The 17603-nt window shown below is 43.3% G+C and carries 14 protein-coding genes; 7 read left to right on the forward strand and 7 right to left on the reverse strand.

Annotated elements, in window-relative coordinates:
* The first annotated feature begins 2 nt into the window (after nucleotides 1-2).
* Entirely contained in the window at nucleotides 3-1196 is a 1194-nt protein-coding gene (locus tag HUJ21_RS12305; RefSeq protein WP_291370186.1) for a class I SAM-dependent RNA methyltransferase, read from the forward strand.
* Between the two features lie 223 nt (nucleotides 1197-1419).
* Here HUJ21_RS12305 and HUJ21_RS12310 read toward each other — a convergent pair whose 3' ends face one another.
* From HUJ21_RS12310 to HUJ21_RS12330, 5 genes are all read right to left on the reverse strand, one after another.
* Nucleotides 1420-3525 carry a M28 family peptidase gene (locus HUJ21_RS12310; RefSeq protein ID WP_291370188.1) on the reverse strand — a complete coding sequence of 702 codons (2106 nt, stop codon included), beginning with the start codon at nucleotides 3523-3525 and terminating at the stop codon, nucleotides 1420-1422.
* Nucleotides 3526-3537: 12 nt separating this feature from the next.
* Nucleotides 3538-4698: a C40 family peptidase gene (locus tag HUJ21_RS12315; protein ID WP_291370190.1), complete on the reverse strand. Its 1161-nt coding sequence runs from the start codon at nucleotides 4696-4698 to the stop codon at nucleotides 3538-3540.
* A 62-nt stretch (nucleotides 4699-4760) separates the two neighbouring features.
* Nucleotides 4761-6056 (reverse strand): amidohydrolase family protein, encoded by a 1296-nt coding sequence (locus HUJ21_RS12320; protein WP_291370248.1) that lies wholly within the window; start codon nucleotides 6054-6056, stop codon nucleotides 4761-4763.
* Nucleotides 6057-6078: 22 nt separating this feature from the next.
* Nucleotides 6079-7467, reverse strand: coding sequence for an amidohydrolase family protein (locus HUJ21_RS12325; RefSeq protein WP_291370192.1), 1389 nt, complete (start codon nucleotides 7465-7467; stop codon nucleotides 6079-6081).
* Entirely contained in the window at nucleotides 7467-9131 is a 1665-nt protein-coding gene (locus HUJ21_RS12330; protein WP_291370194.1) for an amidohydrolase family protein, read from the reverse strand. The genes HUJ21_RS12325 and HUJ21_RS12330 overlap by 1 nt, the downstream gene beginning before the upstream one ends.
* Before the next feature lie 259 nt (nucleotides 9132-9390).
* On the opposite strand from HUJ21_RS12330, the gene HUJ21_RS12335 reads away from it, so the two are divergent.
* The 5 genes from HUJ21_RS12335 to HUJ21_RS12355 all read left to right on the forward strand — a co-directional run bounded on the left by HUJ21_RS12335 (nucleotide 9391) and on the right by HUJ21_RS12355 (nucleotide 13895).
* Entirely contained in the window at nucleotides 9391-9936 is a 546-nt protein-coding gene (locus HUJ21_RS12335) for a methyltransferase domain-containing protein (RefSeq protein WP_291370196.1), read from the forward strand.
* A 37-nt stretch (nucleotides 9937-9973) separates the two neighbouring features.
* Nucleotides 9974-11032: a PA0069 family radical SAM protein gene (locus HUJ21_RS12340; protein ID WP_291370198.1), complete on the forward strand. Its 1059-nt coding sequence runs from the start codon at nucleotides 9974-9976 to the stop codon at nucleotides 11030-11032.
* A gap of 1 nt (nucleotide 11033) precedes the next feature.
* Complete coding sequence (locus tag HUJ21_RS12345; protein ID WP_291370200.1) at nucleotides 11034-11285, forward strand: DUF3253 domain-containing protein; 252 nt, start codon at nucleotides 11034-11036, stop codon at nucleotides 11283-11285.
* 10 nt (nucleotides 11286-11295) lie between these two features.
* On the forward strand, nucleotides 11296-11865 hold the full coding sequence (gene msrA / locus HUJ21_RS12350) for a peptide-methionine (S)-S-oxide reductase MsrA (protein ID WP_291370202.1): 570 nt from the start codon (nucleotides 11296-11298) through the stop codon (nucleotides 11863-11865).
* A gap of 359 nt (nucleotides 11866-12224) precedes the next feature.
* The gene (locus tag HUJ21_RS12355; protein ID WP_291370204.1) at nucleotides 12225-13895 is read left to right on the forward strand and encodes a hypothetical protein; all 1671 of its coding nucleotides are present in this window, start codon (nucleotides 12225-12227) and stop codon (nucleotides 13893-13895) included.
* Between the two features lie 10 nt (nucleotides 13896-13905).
* Here the strand turns inward: HUJ21_RS12355 and HUJ21_RS12360 are convergent, their stop codons facing one another.
* Entirely contained in the window at nucleotides 13906-15795 is a 1890-nt protein-coding gene (locus HUJ21_RS12360; RefSeq protein WP_291370206.1) for a monovalent cation:proton antiporter-2 (CPA2) family protein, read from the reverse strand.
* 4 nt (nucleotides 15796-15799) lie between these two features.
* Nucleotides 15800-16384, reverse strand: coding sequence for an NAD(P)H-dependent oxidoreductase (locus HUJ21_RS12365; RefSeq protein WP_291370208.1), 585 nt, complete (start codon nucleotides 16382-16384; stop codon nucleotides 15800-15802).
* Between the two features lie 620 nt (nucleotides 16385-17004).
* Here HUJ21_RS12365 and HUJ21_RS12370 point away from each other — a divergent pair.
* On the forward strand, nucleotides 17005-17601 hold the full coding sequence (locus HUJ21_RS12370; RefSeq protein ID WP_291370210.1) for a DUF4255 domain-containing protein: 597 nt from the start codon (nucleotides 17005-17007) through the stop codon (nucleotides 17599-17601).
* Nucleotides 17602-17603 lie beyond the last annotated feature (2 nt).

A 17603-nucleotide genomic window follows, 5' to 3' on the forward strand; every position in this document is an offset into this window, starting at 1 on the left:
CCATGATAGATTTTAACCAGACAGGTAGATTGGTAATTACCTGTTATGATAGAAATGCCCCTTTTTTGGAATCGGAATTAATTGAGCTGGGTTTTGAACCTGCAGGTGTTTACCGAACGCATGTGGAATTAAAGGGCAGTTTGTATGATTGCCTTTTTTTAAACATGCGCCTGAGAACGGCAAGTCATGTTTTATACGAAATTGAAAGTTTCCCCCTGGATCACATTTCAAACCTGTATCCTATTGTAAAAGACCTCCCCTGGGAGGATTTTATTGATCCTGATGGTTATTTTTCTGTAATCAGCAATGTACGGCATGAATCGGTGGATAATCCACTATTTGTCAATGTCAAAATCAAAGATGCCATTGCAGACCGGTTCCGGGAAAAATTTGGCATCCGGCCCGATTCCGGCTCTGTACTCAATGAAGCTGTATTTCAGTTTTTCTGGAAAGGGGAGGAAGCCAGCCTGTATATCAACACCAGTGGAGATACCCTGATCAAGCACGGATACCGGAAAATTCCCGGTACTGCACCCATGATGGAGTCCCTGGCGGCAGCAACGTTGATTGCCTCTGGTTGGGACAGGAAAAGCCCCTTTATTAATCCTATGTGTGGAGCAGGTACCGTTGTCATAGAGGCAGTCATGATGGCTACGGATCGGTTTCCAGGTTTGTTCAGGGATGATTATGCGATGATGTATATCAAAGGCTATGATGCCGGGGTTTATTATGATTTAAAGAAGAAATTACAGGCCAAAATCAAGGACAGGCCGGAATTGTTATTCATCGCCTCTGATATCAGCGAACGGGCGATTAATGCCAGCAAAGCTAATGCAAAAGCTGCCGGGGTGGAAGATTTAATTCAGTTTGAAACCTGTGATTTCAGGGATGCCAGCATACCTGAAACAGATAAAGGATCCTTGTTTTTTAATCCTGAATATGGGGAAAGGCTTGGCGAGGAAGAAAGCCTGGAAACGACTTACCGGGAGATTGGTGATTTTATGAAACAGCACTGTGCCGGTTATACCGGCTTGGTGTTTACCGGCAACCTGGATTTGGGCAAAAGAATAGGATTAAAGCCGAAGCGTAGGATCCCCTTTTACAATGGGACCATAGATTGCCGGCTTCTGGTATTTGAATTGTACAAAGGTAGCAGGCAGCCGGGAAAGGTTTCTCCGGTTGATGTCCCGAAATAATGGAAAATTAGAATAGGTACGAGGGTCAGGAATTTAGGTTTTCAACGACTTTTTGCGGACAAAAGCACATTCGAAATTTTAACATTCGGGTTAAATTAGGAAGTTTGCATGTGTCTGTCTGTCAGGACCCTATTATAAGGCCTGCGCACAAAATCATCGGCTACGCTTCTCAGTAGAAAGATTGGGAATGATTTTTTTGCATTTTCTGCACTTGCCAATAATTTTACCCTGTTTTTAAACCCTTACTTATACCCTGAATAGCTAGGGTAAGTTGTTGCAAAGCTGCCTCATACTTTTGATCCCATTGTTCCAAATTTGCTGATGATTGATTGGAAATTTCAAATTGAATAGCAGGTAATATCCAGGAAGCATAGCCACTGAAGGGATCATTGGATGCGTAAAGCGACTTGTACCAACTCCCAAAAGGCATGCCCTCCTCCAGGATAAAACTTTTTTCAAGGCTGAGTAGGGCCTTGTTTACGCGGGATATTTCCTTTGAGCTCAAGGCATCTTTCTCCAATGCCTGGTTTACGAGGCTGTCCATTTCTTCAGCTGCTGCTTTGAGCTCTTCCAGCATTTTGAGGCTTGCTTTAAACCCTTGAAAATCCTCATCGTATTTCTGAATTTCTGTAGTGACAGTGGCCAGATGCTGACTCAGGTCTTCGGCGTATCGAGGTACCTGGTATGGGATGATAGGTGCATTGGCCAGTCTCAGGGCCATGATACCAGCCCATTGGGCAATGGTTCCGCCCATTTGGAACTCAGGATCGGTAAATTTTTCGTAAAAATAGAAATCATCGTAGTTGGTATGGTACAAGGTCGGGCCACCTGCTCCGCCGCTAAGCGATGGGATTCCAACATGCATGTAAAAAGCTATGTGGTCCGATCCGCCCCCCAGGTTTCCAATGGAGGGGGTTGGATTGTCTTTTGCCCAGAAATCAAAAACTGTTTTATCTGAGTAAGGGTAATCAACTTTTTTGGCTGCCTCCGTCATGGTTTTTTTCAGACTTGGCGAGGCTGCTCCGCCGATGTTTTTCCCTGAAACTCCGCCATCAAAATTCAAATATGCAACCGCTTTAGCTCCTAATTCATCCTTCATCTGCTCTACCCATTCGGTGGAACCGATGACACCGTGTTCTTCACCATCCCAGTGGGCGATAAGGATGGAGCGTTTGGGTTTTTTTCCCTCCTCTGCGAGCTTGCCCAGTGCCTGGCTAAGGGTAAGAAGCATGGAAGTACCACTATTGGGGTCTGTGGCCCCAAATGCCCATGCATCGTAATGGCAGCCGAGAATGACCCATTCATCCGGGTAGGTACTGCCTTTAAGGGTGCCCACTACGTTATTGATCCGAACGAAATCTATGGGCTGTACTACCTTTACCCTTACAGTAAGCTTCGGCCCGCCTTCCACCCGGTACGTGAAGGGCAACCCACCTTGCCAGGCAGCCGGTACCGGTTTTCCCTGCATTTGGCTCAGGATTTTCTCTGCTGAGGCATAGGGGATAGGGGTGACCGGAATGTCGTGTAACTGGGTCTCTTCCGGGTCTAGCCTGGCGATACGCTTTTTACCATCCAGTGGCAGGGCAGGTTCGAAGGGAGTCAGGGGGTCCCCTGTAAAGCTTTCGGTCAACAAGGAGCCCCGTTGTATGGCACTTTCATTGTAATAGGGGCCTTCGGGAAACACCAGGCCCTTGGTAAAACCATTGTCTTTTGGGTCAGTATAGATCAATAAACCGGCAGCACCATGAGCTGCTGCGAATTTGGCCTTATACCCCCTGAAATTTCCCCCATATCTGGCAATAACAATTTTTCCGTTCAGATCAACGCCTAACGCTTCCAATTGCTCAAAATCCTCTTTGGTTCCATAATTGGCATAAACCACTTCTCCCCTTACATCTCCTGAACCTGAGAAGGCATTCCAACCCTTTTTCAATTCGGAATGCTCGCTAAAAGAATCGGCTTCCAGAATATCTTCCATTTGGTTCAGTGGCTGCCGTTTAGGGGTAATGATTTCCACCAATGAAATCCCGGGATCCTTAGGAAGATAAACATCATATGGATATTTCCGGCTATCCCATCCTGCTTCTTGCATTACGGTAAGCAGGTAATCTCCCACTGCATTATTTTCCGGGCTGCCTGCAATATGTGGATGTTTGGTGATGGTTTGCAAGTGTTTTTTAAAGCTTGAAAAATCTACTGTTTCCAAAAAGAGCTCTTCTAATGCCTCTTGTTTTTCGGATTCTTCCCTGGAAAACCCGTCTAATTTGTTTTGACAAAAACCAAAGCCAGTCAGGAGCAAAAAGGTATAAGCCAGGAAATACTTTTTCATAATTGTTTGATTTTATTGTAGGACTTGATCGACGGAAAGGATGTGTTCGCTGGGTTTATTGCGAATCCTCTTGGTTCGAAGGTAGCGGTTTAATTCATAGGCATCGTAATTTTCATCATTGGGATCAAAACTACTGATCCTCACCCGTCCTCTGGAATGAATAAATTGATTGTCTCCAATCCACATGCCCACATGCACCACTCTTTCTTTACTTTCTGCTGTGGCCGGAACACCAAAAAACAGCAGGTCACCCACCTCCAGGTTTTCCCAGTTTTTGTCCGAATCCACCAATTCACCTTCATTTATTTGTTGGGATGCGTCTCTGGGTATCACCATGCCATTCAGGAAATAGATGGTTTTGGTAAAGCCGCTACAATCCATGCCCTTGGGGGATGTGCCCCCCCAGAGGTAAGGTGATCCCATCATCAACCGGGCTGTTTGAATCAGAGATTGGTCATCTGTACTGCGGCTGTTTTTCCACCTTTCGTACGGGACGGCCTTTTCCAGGGGAATGAAACCTCTACGGTTGTCTGGCAAGGCTACACTATAGCCAGTCTGAGTAATTTCGATCAACTCCAGCACATTACCTGCAGTAATATCGCTGACGATGTCCGAAGCGCTTTCGTCTGCATAGATATTTGCGATCATTTCGGTCACGACTATTTTCTCTTTTTCCATCCATAGGTTCAGCTTTTTCTGATCTAACCTGACAATGGCAGCAGCATCTACCCAGGAAAGGTAACCGTCTGGCGTTTGTACCAGATACCAGCTCCCGGAGGCTTTCAATACATTCAACGGAGTACCCATAAGGGCCTGCGTGGCCAATTCTGCAGAATGCCTAGGCTCGCTCCGGATATTGGCCACCGAATTGGTTACCAGAGCCAGGTTTAAATCTCCCAATGCAGGATCCGGTAAGAGCTTTACACTATCTGTATAAGAAATACCTACTGTGTTCAATTTCTCCAATAATTTCTGATGGGCTTCTTTTATGTTGGTTTCTCCGGTCAAAACTCCATTATTCCAGCTAACATCGAAAAGAGCAACTCTTTTATCCGGAGCGAAGTTGCTTTGTACTTCCTCCAGCATCTCCCTCGCAAGGGTTTCATCCCTGTTGTTTTTACAAGCTGTAATCCAAAATAAAAGCAGAATGCAGAAATAGAATGTTTGTTTCATGAATAACAATTGAATTTTAACCCTAATGTATGAAAAAAGCACTAATTCAGGAAAAATAGGCCTTATTCTGCAGGTTTCATTTCTCTATCCAGAAATTCCTGATATAACCGGATATGTCGGTTGGTCATTGGTATGCGGTATCCATTGATAAAAACTTGTTCCACCTGGGTTTTAGGCTCGAAGGGATCTCCATCAGCTATGAACAAGGTGGCATTTTTGCCTACTTCAAGGGATCCCAACCTATCGGCTACTTTGAATATTTCAGCAGCATTTATGGTAATGGACTTGAGCGCGGCTTCCACTCCCAGTCCATATGCTGCGGCAAAACCGGCATGGAAAGGAAGGTTTCGGACATTTTCCGTATCCTGAGTTCTTAAAGCCAGCTTAACACCTGCTTTGTGAAGTGCGGCTGCATTGGTATAGGCCACATCGTACTTGTCAGAAGCCCTGCCGGGTAGGGTCAGTACAGGACCTGTAATCACGGGAATTTTGGATGCTGCCAGTTTTTCTGCCACTTTCCAACCTTCTGCTACCCCTGTAAAAACCACCTCCAGGTCCTTCTCTTTCACCCATTCGAGTGCCGTAAGAATGTCTTTAGCGGCATTGACCTCAATGAACAGGGGTATTTCCTTTTTGAGTACCCTGGAAAGTTGTTCCATTTCGGGATAGTATTTCAGTTGCCCGCCTTTTTCCTTGATGGAAAGGTAGTTGGCTGCTTTTTTCCAAATCTCATCAATTTCATCACGTTTTTTTTCAGCTTCTTTTTGAATGGTTTCTTCCGATCTGCTATCATAATCCCCAGATTTGGCAGCAGAAGGAAAATTCATGATCACTGCCTTAAAACCGGCATCCATTTGATCCGGGGTATAGCCATTAAGCTGAATCAGGGCAGCCGTTCCGGGAAAGTATCCGCCTCTCGGCTGGGTCAAAACGGTAGTAACGCCACTGACCCTGGTAACGGGTATGGCTACCGCATTGGGGTTGACAGCCGTGAGGGCCTGCATTTGAGGCGTAAGTTTGCCCAATTCCATAAAATCCTGTGTTTCCGGAAGGGAGTTGACCTCTACCAGTCCCAGGCTGGTACCACTGTCAATAAATCCGGGATAAACAGATTTTCCACTACAATCAACAAGGGTATAATTTTGAGGGGTTAGGTTTTGACCGATGGCAGCTATTTTTCCATCTTTAATCAACAGGTCTGTATTTTCCAAAATGCCATGCGTAACCGTAACTACCCTGGCATTTTGCAATAGAAAGTCTGCTTTATACGGTTTGACCACTGCCCCATCAATCTGTGCAAAAAGATCAGCTTTGAAAAGGCAAATGATAAACAATAAAGAAAATATGATTTTTTTCATCATCGGTCTATAGAATGATTGCTTAGTGACTGTGGCCGAAAAGATTTCTGCCAAATCCTGTAAAATAGAAATCCACATCCCGCATACAGTTGTGGTGTTCTGTATGGAGAAAAATGGGTTCCAGTGTTTCTTCGGGGTCTACTTTTAATCGCTGGTCCGAAGCATCTTTTTCCCTATCGAAGTATTTAACCCCATCTACCCAGGTCATTTGCGGTATGGCATATATGGACAAGGGATGCTTGTCAAACAGGACCAGGTCTGCTTGCTTGCCCACTTCTATAGATCCTACCAGCTTGTCGATACCCAGTTGTTTGGCCGGGTTGATGGTAATCAAAGCCAGGGCTTCATCATCTGTGAGGCCTCCATACCTTTGGGTTTTAGCTGCCTCATGATAAAGATGGCGGATCAGTTCATCAGAATCGGAATTGATGGAAGTGACCACTCCGTTTTTGGTAAGAATGGCTGCATTGTAAGCGGTAGAATAGTAAACTTCGAATTTATAGGCCCACCAATCTGCAAAAACTGAAGCACCCATGGTATATTTGGCCAGCTCAGGAGCAACCTTGAAGCCTTCATTCACATGAGAAAATACAATCTTGTCAATTCCATAGGCTTGACAAACTTTGATCAGCATGTAAATTTCATCAGCCCGGTAGGAGTGGCAATGGATGATGATTTCACCTTCCAGAATATCCACCAGAGTTTCTAATCTTGAATTGTAAACAGGAGGAATTTGTGGTTTTTCTTTCCCCTTTTCGGAAGCGTTCCAATCCTCCCAGGCGGCTTTATATTGTAAGGCTTCTTCAAACCCATTTCTAATCACTGCCTCCACGCCCATTCTGGACCGGGGTTGCAGATTTTTACCTCTCCCATGTACCCGGATAGGATTTTCCCCAAGAGCAAACTTGATCGTTCTGGGTGCCTCTTCCATGATCAATTGGTCAGGATCCCTCGTACCATAGCGGTGCTTCAGGGTGATGTTTTGACCGCCAATGGCATTGGCTGATCCATGCATGGCATGTGAAACAGTGGTGCCTCCTGCCAATGCCCTGTAAATTCCCACATCAAATGGATCGATTACATCTTCCATTTTAACTTCGGCTGTTATCGGGCTGCTGGCTTCATTGATGACCTCCAATGCCAGATGGGAGTGGGCATCAATAATTCCCGGCATCAGAAATTGGCCGCTGGCATCAACTACAGGTACACCTTTGGGTTCCTTAAGGCCGGAGCCAATTTTGCTGATGATACCATTTTCCACAAGTACATCGGTATGCTCCAAAAGACCATTGGTGATCGTGATAACATGTGCGTTTTTAATAAACACATCCCCTTTGCTGATCTCCTGTGCCTGGCTAACCACAATAAACCAGAAGGTACCTATAACGGATAGAATTAACTTTGTTCGCATTATTTTATTTCCGGTTTTTCCAGTCTTTTAGCCTTTACTGGATAATTTCCATAACCTTTTATTTCCATGTTTCCTGAAAATTTCTCTCCAGTCACTTCTCCCGAAACCTTTACCTCCAATGTGTTTTCTCCCACTTCGACGGAAAAGGTAAATGCAAGCGATTTCTCAGTAATTACTGCATTTTTAATGGGGGAGGTTTTGACACCCTCAGTCTGGGGATCATCATAGGAAACGGTCCCAGACCAGTTATCGTCTTCCTTTGTAAATTTCCATTTTCCTTTGGATTTCCTACCTTCCGTCTCCGCTTCATATTCCCATACCCTGGCTCCATCCTTTATTTTTTCTGCTTTCTCAGAATAATCAAAGAGATAGCCATCACTGATCACCATGACAACCTTGGCTTCCTCAGAGAAAAGGGTATCTGACATCAGTACCATATTGGCCATTTTTCCTTCCGAAAGAGTCCCTGCGATAGCTGAAATTTGTAATATCTCTGCAGCATTAACAGTCAATGCCGCCAGTGCACCTTTCTCGGATAAGCCGTTCGCTATCATGAGTCTGATATTTTTTATGAAGTCTGTCCTGGAAAGGTGCTTGGTGGTAAACCCAAATGGAATTCCTGCTTTTTCATATTCCCCAGCCAGGGAAAGCGATTTAAAATAAGCATTTTTTGCCCGTTCCACCCTTTTTTCAAAATCTGGGCCTTTTTCTCCTTCAGGCGGATCAGAAAACTTATCATCAGGTAAATCCAGGGTGAGCACGGCACTTGTCTTTTTTTCTTTGAGGATGGGAAGTAACCCATCACCTTCATTGATGCCTGTGATTATCAGGTCGAAATTGTTTTCTTCCTGCATTTTTATTGCCCTTCGAATATCCAATTCACCTGAGGTTTCAATAATTACCGGAATTTCTTTATTGATGACAGGGATCAGGGCATCCATTACCGGGTTATTTTCCCTGCGTCTGAGGGATGACTGCGCGCTGTACATCTCGCCGTGGGTTTCATAAAGCCTGGCATTTTGCATCAAATCTCTCCATTTTGCCATTACCCCTAAATTTGTATTGGGATAAACACCGCCCACCGTACTGAATTTAAAATAAAGGGATTGGTTCTCGGAAAGGATATTGTTTCGGCTTTCATGTCCATAGATGACCAATGCGGAACTTCCGGGAAGCATTCCTTTTCCTTTGGGAAGTTTTTGGGCGATGGTAAAGCCCAGTTTTCGCCACTCCTGATCGTGTGGGTTATTTTCCTGGTAATGGTCAACAGCTGAAAAATGAGGGTGGATGCCGGCAATTTCGGGCAATGGCTCGGAGGGATCAAAATCATCAGGTTTTTCCGGGATAGTGGGCTCCACCATACCGGTTTTGTTGGCCACATCTATAAATCCCGGGTACACCAACAATGAATCTCCTTTGATTTCCTGTGCTTCTGCGGGAATATCGATGTTTTTTCCCAGTGCTTTGATTACTCCATTTTCGAATAATAGCTGTTGTCCGGTCAATATTTTTCCGGGATAAGGAATTAAAGTGGCGTTTGAAATATAGTAAGTTCCTGTTACCCTTCTATCGCCATTTCTGTCACTTTGCCCAAACAAAAAAGCCGGGAACAAAAAACACAAATAAATAAAAGAAATTGAACTTAATAGGTTGTTGGCTCTCATTTCTGGAATTTTTCTATCCAATCAAAAATCAAAATAAAGGATAAAGAATGGAAAAAATAAATTTATTTTTTAAATGTCTGGAATCAATACAGGAATGGTAAACGTTTTTCCGTCCATTTTTTTGAGTACGATTTTTTCCTTTTTTGAAATAAAAATGATTTTATGACTTTGATTTTAGTAACTTTGAAATTTATAATCTATGCGGATTTACAGAAAATTCCGCTTTGAGTATCAAAAGATAGTTTAATCCAGTTAACCAATGAATAAAAGTTCGCTTTTTAAAGAGTTATTTGTAAATATAAAAACTACCGGTGCAGTAACCTTTAGTTCCAGGTCTTTGGTAAATAAAATGTTGTCTTTTGCAGACTTTAAAGGCGCAAAAGTAATTGTAGAACTCGGGGGCGGAGATGGCAGTATTACAAAAGGGATCATTGACCGCATGGATAAGGATGCCGTATTGTATGTCTTTGAAATCAGTGAACATTTTTGTCGCAACCTGGACAGAAGATATGGCTCCAAAAATGTTAAAATCATCTGTGATTCGGCAGAAAATATGGACAAGCATTTGAATGGGGATCTTGTTGACCTGTTTTTGTCCTCATTGCCTTTTAGTCTTATCCCAAAGGAATCCAGGACCGCCATTTACGAAAAAAGCAGTGTGATGCTGAAGCCCAGCGGTTTTTTTATTCAAATCTGCTATTCCTATTTGCTAAGGTTTCAATTTGCCTCCTATTTTAGCAATATAAAAACAGCCTTTACACTAAAAAACTTTCCCCCGGCCTTTATCATAATATGTAATTCCTGAGGCCTGAAATTCGTTCATTTTTTCTAAATTGCTCTCAATGAAAGGAGCAGATTTTAAGGGTAGGGGAACCGGCAGACAACCGGCCAATATTTATCAAAAGTCCAAACTGGTGTTGGATCATGTGGAAGGGATAGATATTCCCGAATATGAGGAAAACCCTTCAACCCAATTTTTTCCCGTAACCAGCAAAACGGCACTGAGCTTCAATGACAGCCCTGACCTGCCATTGAGTTATAGTGTAAATCCCTATCAGGGATGTGAACATGGCTGTATCTACTGTTATGCCCGAAACAGCCACCAGTACTGGGGGTTTGATGCCGGTTTGGGTTTTGAAAGCAACATATTGGTGAAAAAAGACATTGTCAGTCAATTGAAGCGGGAATTCAAGCAAAAGGGCTATGAACCTCATCCCATTATGCTTTCAGGTAATACGGATTGCTATCAGCCTGCTGAAAGAAAATTTAAATTGACAAGACAAATCTTGGAATTGTGCCTGGCCTTTCGGCACCCGGTTAGTGTCATCACAAAGAATACCCTGATTGATAGGGATATTGACATCCTTAAAGAACTTGCTTCGCACAAGCTTGTACATGTTTATTTTTCCATAAATCATCTGGACCCGGGCCTGAAGCTATTATTGGAGCCACGTACAGCGACAGCCAGGCTCAAATTAAAACTGATCCGAAAATTTTCAACAGAAAATATACCCTGTGGCATCATGGTTGCTCCGATCATTCCGGGTATCAACAGTGAAGATGTGACTAAAATCATCGAAGCGGCTGGCAAAGCCGGAGCAAAAAAGGCTGGATATACGGTTGTCCGACTTAATGGACAGATAAAGGACCTATTTGAGGAATGGCTGGAAACGCATTTTCCGGATAGAAAAGACAAGGTGATGCACCAAATTGAACAGCTACATGCGGGAAAGGCAAATGATTCCGTTTGGGGAAGAAGGATAAAGGGCGAAGGGCCATTGTCCCAAACCATTGCTGGTCTTTTCAAGCTTGCAGTGCATAAATATATTCATCCAAATGGGCGGATGCCGGAATATGACATGAGTCATTTTAAAGGCAATGGCCAAATGAAACTCTTTTAATATGGATTATTTAAAACAGGGTATACTGGTTTTGGCAACGATGGAAATGGCCAAAAGGAGAAGGGGCAGTTCCTTCTGCCCCTCAGATGTGGTCCGCTGGCTTTATCCTAATGATTGGAGACATTTTATGGAGGAGGAGATGGAAGCGGCCATGTGGCTTTTTGATCAGGATTTACTTGAAATTCGTCAGGATGGTAATTTGATCGATCAAAACTATTTGACTGAAGCGCCTGTTAGGCTAAACATAAAATAACATATAATTTATGCAGGAATTACCCAAAACCACTATTAAAATACCAGCGAAGAAAGCTGTGGCCACTTTTGGAACAGGCTGTTTCTGGTGCACAGAGGCTGTGTTTCAAAAATTGAAAGGTGTAGATGTAGTTCAGTCCGGATTTTCGGGAGGACACATTGAAAACCCTTCCTATAAGGATGTTGTAACGGGTACCACCGGTCATGCAGAAGTAGTACATTTGATTTTTGATCCGGAGCAGATTAGTTTTTCTGATTTACTTGAAGTTTTTTGGTCAAGCCATGATCCCACCACGCTGAACAGGCAGGGTGCTGATGTGGGGCCTCAGTACAGGTCAGCCATATTCTATCACTCCCCTGAGCAAGAAAAGGAAGCCACTCAAATGAAAGCTACCCTGGAGGAAGAAAGAGTTTTTGACGGCCCTATCGTGACGGAAATTACGCCATTTTCTAACTTTTATCCGGCAGAGGATTACCATACCAATTATTTTGAATTGAACGGAAGCCAGCCCTATTGTCAGTTTGTGATCCGACCTAAGGTAGAAAAATTTAAAAAGCGTTTTGCGGAAAAATTGAAATAAGGTCGGAAAGGGTTAAACCTGTCAGGTTTCACGTGTTTAAAATTTGTTTTTAATAGGTCACCCCGATTAGTCGGGGCAGGCTATGGAATCTTTAACGATTAAAATCATCATTGCCCTGTGCGTTTAATGAATGATTTTAATTGTGTCGATTTCATCTATTCAAAGTTTGTTTTGGACTGAATATCAACAAAAATCTGACAGGTTTGCGGAATTTAGTAAGGTTTTAATTTTTGGTTTTTGGAGGCCTGTTTTTAATTTGCAAAATAATATTTTGTAAATTTGTCAAATTTTTACCGATCAAAGATTACCTGTCTGCCTGAAGGGAGGCGTGTGATAGCTAAAGATCAAATTTTAAATACATGAAACGAACCAAAGCACAGGAGTCCAGATCTGCCATAGAACGGTTGTATATCACCATGAGGCATTTATTTATGCGTGGCAACTACAAACCAACCGGAGTTTCAGGGGAGTCTCTGGTTCAGGCGCTACTCACCCTTAGCCCGGAGATATATGGGCTTGTAAATGATCCTGAAAAGCTGGAGCTTGAGGGTTTGCTTTACGTCATGGAAAGATTGCCACAGGGTATTGAGGAGTGTCGTTACATCCGGCTGATCAGTAAAGAGGGCTATGAAGATTCCGGTTTTCAGGTATTGGTTCCTTCAAAAAGAAAAAGAAATTGTTACCGGGTGGACGATGAACAAATGTATGTGGAGATGACCCGGGGCAAAAGCGATATTTACGATATACTGACCCATCTTACCTTTCTCTATATCGAATCTGAAAAAATCCGCACCAATAGTACCGACCCGAAAGGCCGAATCAACCTCAACTGGAAAAAATTGAAGGAGATTGTGGATAAAGAAAACAGGGGAGAGGAATTCAACAAGGAGGCCGCTTGTTCCTACCTGACTCACCTTACCGGAAGGACTTTTGAGGAATGTATTGCCGCCGTTCAAAAGTTTGAAAGTTCACATAACAGCAACAGCCTTTTTTCCATTATTTTCCATATGGGCAGGCTCTCCATGGAAGAGTCTCTGGAAGGCAATGACCGGGAAATTTCCTTTTCTGCCACTCTGAGGGAAAGGGTAGGGCACCATGTGTATGGAGAAGCCTGGGCAAATGCCATCAAGACTGTTTTGGATGAACAAAACCTCCTGGAGCGCCCCATCCATGTGATCAGTGCAAACCTGCACAGTGTGGTGAATACCATTTACGGTCACCAGGCATTGGGTTTGGAAAATTACGAAGCCATCGAAGACATGGCTATGAAAATCAGTGTCAATAGCAAAGGCAATAAAGGGAAGGAAATCCTGGATTATGCCCGGAAAAATGGTTTGATCCAGGTGGTAGATACTTCGGGTACCAATATTGGGGTGCAGGTAATTGATACTGGGAAAATGAGTTCACCCAACCTTTTGCCCGGTGTCAAACTGGAGGAGTCTGATAAGAAAAGACCTGTTTTGGTGGTCATGGATTATGCTTTTGGCGAACAAGCCTATGAATGCTTTGATGAGCTTTTGAAGCCCTATGAAGTAGGCCAGCAAAAGGTTCCCTTAAACATCATTTCTACTGCTATAATGGGAAAGGCAGGTATTTTGGAAGGCAAAAAAGGAGATATCATGATACCCAACGCGCATGTATTTGAGGGGACTGCGGACAATTATCCGTTTAAAAATGAGTTAGATGCAGCAGACTTTGAGGGCTTTGGTTTGGGTGTTTTCGAAGGACCCATGATTACTGTTTTGGGTACTTCCCTGCAGAACAAAGAGGTTCTGGGCTATTTCATGGAATCCTCCTGGAAAGCCATCGGACTGGAAATGGAGGGGGCCCACTACCAGAAGGCCATTCAATCTGCCAGCAAAATACGGAACAGCATCCGCAAAAGTGTGAAGGTCATGTATGCTTATTATGCTTCGGATAATCCGCTGGAAACGGGCAGTACACTGGCCTCTGGTGCCCTGGGTATGGAAGGTGTAAGGCCCACCTACCTGATTACCTATAAGATTTTGGAACAAATAGGGAAAGCCTGATAGCCATCCGTTAGGATTTACCTTTTTCTTTGTTCTCTTTTAATCCTTCTTTGATCGAAGAAGCGTCCCAGGCATGGTCATTCAAACTGAAGCGACGGTGCAATTCAGACTTCAAAAGGTCCTCCTGCATAGAAATGGTTCGCCGAATGGTTGATATGTAGGCATTTTTATCATCCTTTACTTTAACCAATTCTTTGAGCGAATCTTCGTCGTATTTAATGAAATTTTGTGCCAGGCGGTGAACGGTGAATGCCCGAAATCCAAGTTTGATCAAAACATCCCTACCCATTCGTACGGCACTTTCCAAATGCTGCCTGTAAATATGCGCTACATCCAGTTCAATCATTTCGTAGGCATCGGCCCTGTTTTGAGCCCTCATCATAAGCTCAAGATGCGGAAAGTGTTTCTTGAGGAGTCGTACCAGCCTCAGGTTGGTTTCCGGATCTTCAATTGCAGAAATAAAAATGCTGGCATCCTTTGCTCCGGCCATTTCAAGTAAGTCTAGTCTGGTGACATCTCCATAATACACTTCAAATCCCATTTTCCTCAATAAATCAACCCGGTCTGAATCAAAGTCCAGAATAGTTGCCTGGATTCCATTGGCTCTTAAAAAGCGACCGACGGTACTTCCGTAATGCGAAAACCCGGCTAAAATCACTTTGTTTTTTTCATGCATGGAATCTTGTTCCCTGGACGCCTTTTCCCGGGTACCAATCCGTGGAAGAATCCATTTTTCACGAATCAGTAAAAGGATAGGCGTGCATGCCATGCTGAGGGCCGTTATGGCCATCAGAAACTCGGTGGTAGAAGGAGGGATGATGGATAGTTGGGCAGCAAATGAAACGGTTACGAAGGCAAATTCCCCAACCTGGCTCAACCCCAGGGAAAAGGTTAAGTTTTGATCTGTACCCATTTTATTGAACTTCCCGATACCAAAAAGTAGTATGCTTTTCAGGAGCAAAACAGACAGCGTGGCGGCAACTAAAAGCAAGAAATTTTCGCGAATCAATCCAAAGTTTATTGAGGCCCCTACGGCAATAAAAAATAATCCCAACAACAATCCCTTGAAAGGTTCCAGATCACTCTCCAATTCATGTTTAAATTCCGAATTTGCCAGAACCACCCCTCCGAGAAAAGCCCCTAAGGCCGGACTGAGGCCAACAAATTCCATTAAAAAGGCGATTCCAACAATTATCAATAGTGCAGAGCCGACAAATAATTCCCGCAGCCTGGTCTTTGCAATGAGTCTCAGTAAAGGAACAAGCAAGTATTTGCCAGCGATTATGATAAAGATTACAGCACCAAATACAAATAACGTTTGGACCAAAGCAGAAAATTGAGAAATGGGGCTATGAAGGGCCTCCTCAGAAATCACTGCTCCACCAGTTGCCAGCAGAGGAAGGAGTGCAAGAATCGGGATGACGGCAATATCCTGCATCAACAATACGGCAAATGAGTTCTGCCCGGCGGTACTATTCAATTGGTTTTTTTCTCCCAGAGATTGTAACACAATGGCTGTGGAGGAAAGTGCCAGCGAGCAGCTGATTGCAAGTGCCTGTCTCCAATCTTGTCCCAGTGCGAGTAAAACCACGAAAAAAAGGAGTGTAGTCAGCAATACCTGAGAAAGTCCCACCCTGCTGATCATTTTTCGCATGCTCCAAAGTTTTGCTGGTTCAAGTTCCAATCCAATCAGAAAAAGCATCATTACCACACCAAACTCCGCAAAGTGAAGGATATCTTCACCCTCTTCTCCTATGAAGCCGAGTACAAAAGGGCCTATAAGCATACCCGCTAGTAAATAACCCAATACCGAGCCCATTCCCAATTTTTTTGAAATTGGAACACAAACGATGGCTGCAGACAAGTAAATCATCGCCTGAAATAGAAATCCGTTTTCCATATGATTAAGGATTATACTGGTTGAGTTTTGGTAATTGGTGCAAACCGGAAAAATCGCTGGTTTGGGTAAGAAATTCAAGAAGGGATTTGAACAAACCAGTTTCCTGCTTTAGTTTTTGTGCCTCCAGCTCATGCGATCCACCGATATGAAAAGGCGGTAAATAGTTCATTCCACACAAGGTAGCAGTCTGTTTGAAGGGTAGCAAAAATTGGGTTAGGTCATGACCGTGCTTTCCATTAGCAGAATAGGCGGCATCATTTCCACCTGTACTAATTGCGCTAACAGCAGTTTTCCCCTTTAGATAGGTCCCCCGAGGACCATAAGCCCAATTGAATTCCAAAACCAGGTCGATCCATTGTTTCAGGAGCGGGGGGGAAGAATACCAGTAAACAGGGTGCAACCACACAAGGACATCAGCCAGAAGCAGTAATTCCTGTTCTTCCTGTACCTGTACATTAAAATCCGGATACAGCTCATACAAATCACGAATGGTTACGTTAGGCAGGCCCTGGATTTCGTCTACCATTCCTTTCATTATCCTGGAATGCTCAAATTTGGGATGGGCCATTATGACCAGAATATTTTTCATACCAACGGGTAATTTTGCTAGTGGGGAAAAGTATAGTTCTCTATATTAAAATAAGCCAATTCTTCTTCAAAATTAAATAAATTAATCTATTATTATTACCTCCTTTTTTTCTTTCTTGATGCTGCCAGTTGTGTATAACGCTCCTCGGGAGGCCGCAGACCCAGTGACTGTTACCTTCTCGCTATGCTATAGAACACGATGTACTTCTTTACCCTTTTAACAGATTGAAGCCATTTACTTCAGGGCTACGGTAAACACGTTCACACTAAACTACACGCCTCTCCCAAAAATTGCATGATCCAAATATAAATTTTCATCAAACTAATTTAATGGGTTGGTGAAAGTCTTATAAAAAGTAAAAACTGTTTTTTGACTTAATAAATTTAAATTCCTGTTAGGATTTTCGATTATTTTATTTGAAATTTGATTCTGTCAGTAGTTAATTTTGACCTGTCCTCCAGGACAGGTAATTGGATTCGGTTTGAGGTAATTTTCTTTGTGCATGCCCGAAAATTGCCTTTAAATACGATCTTTTCTTCTGTATCCTTTTGCACTATACCTATTTAAAACCAACTTTAAGCAAAAGGTTTTTCTTTAAATTCCCTCATTGGAATTGAATAATGGTTTTTGAAGTTTTTCAAATATTAAGCGAGCAGATAAATGCCTATTTTCAGGAAATAGGCCTGGAAGATTCTCAATTGGTCATTGACAACATCGCACTGGCGGAGGGTTCTTCAGATGCAGCTGAAGCCATGCGGGACAAAGTGGTGCTCACCCTGGTAAACCTGCACGAAGAGGGGACCATGAAAAACCAACCCAACCACCATGTTAGAAACGATCAGGTACAATACCGCAACAGGGTCATTCACCTGCACTTGTTTCTCTTGTTTTCTGCCAACAGAAATGCCTATGGCAAATCCCTGAAGGATTTATCGGCCATCATTTCTTTTTTCCAGGGAAAGAAATTGTTTACTCAGGGGAACACGGTTTTTGACAGGGATCTAGACACCATGCAACAAGTGGGCAATTTTCGCTTTACCATGGAGTTGTATACTCCTACCTTCGAAGAGCTTAATTTTATCTGGGGCACCCTGGGAGGAAAACAGCTTCCCTCGGTCTTGTACCAGCTGAACCTCCTTCCTTTAGAAAGAGAATTGGATCAGGCAGCCGGTCCTTTAATACAAAGTGTACATTCAGATGTTAAAAACCAACCCTGATC

The sequence above is a fragment of the Cyclobacterium sp. genome (assembly GCF_014762705.1).
Lineage (GTDB): Bacteria > Bacteroidota > Bacteroidia > Cytophagales > Cyclobacteriaceae > Cyclobacterium.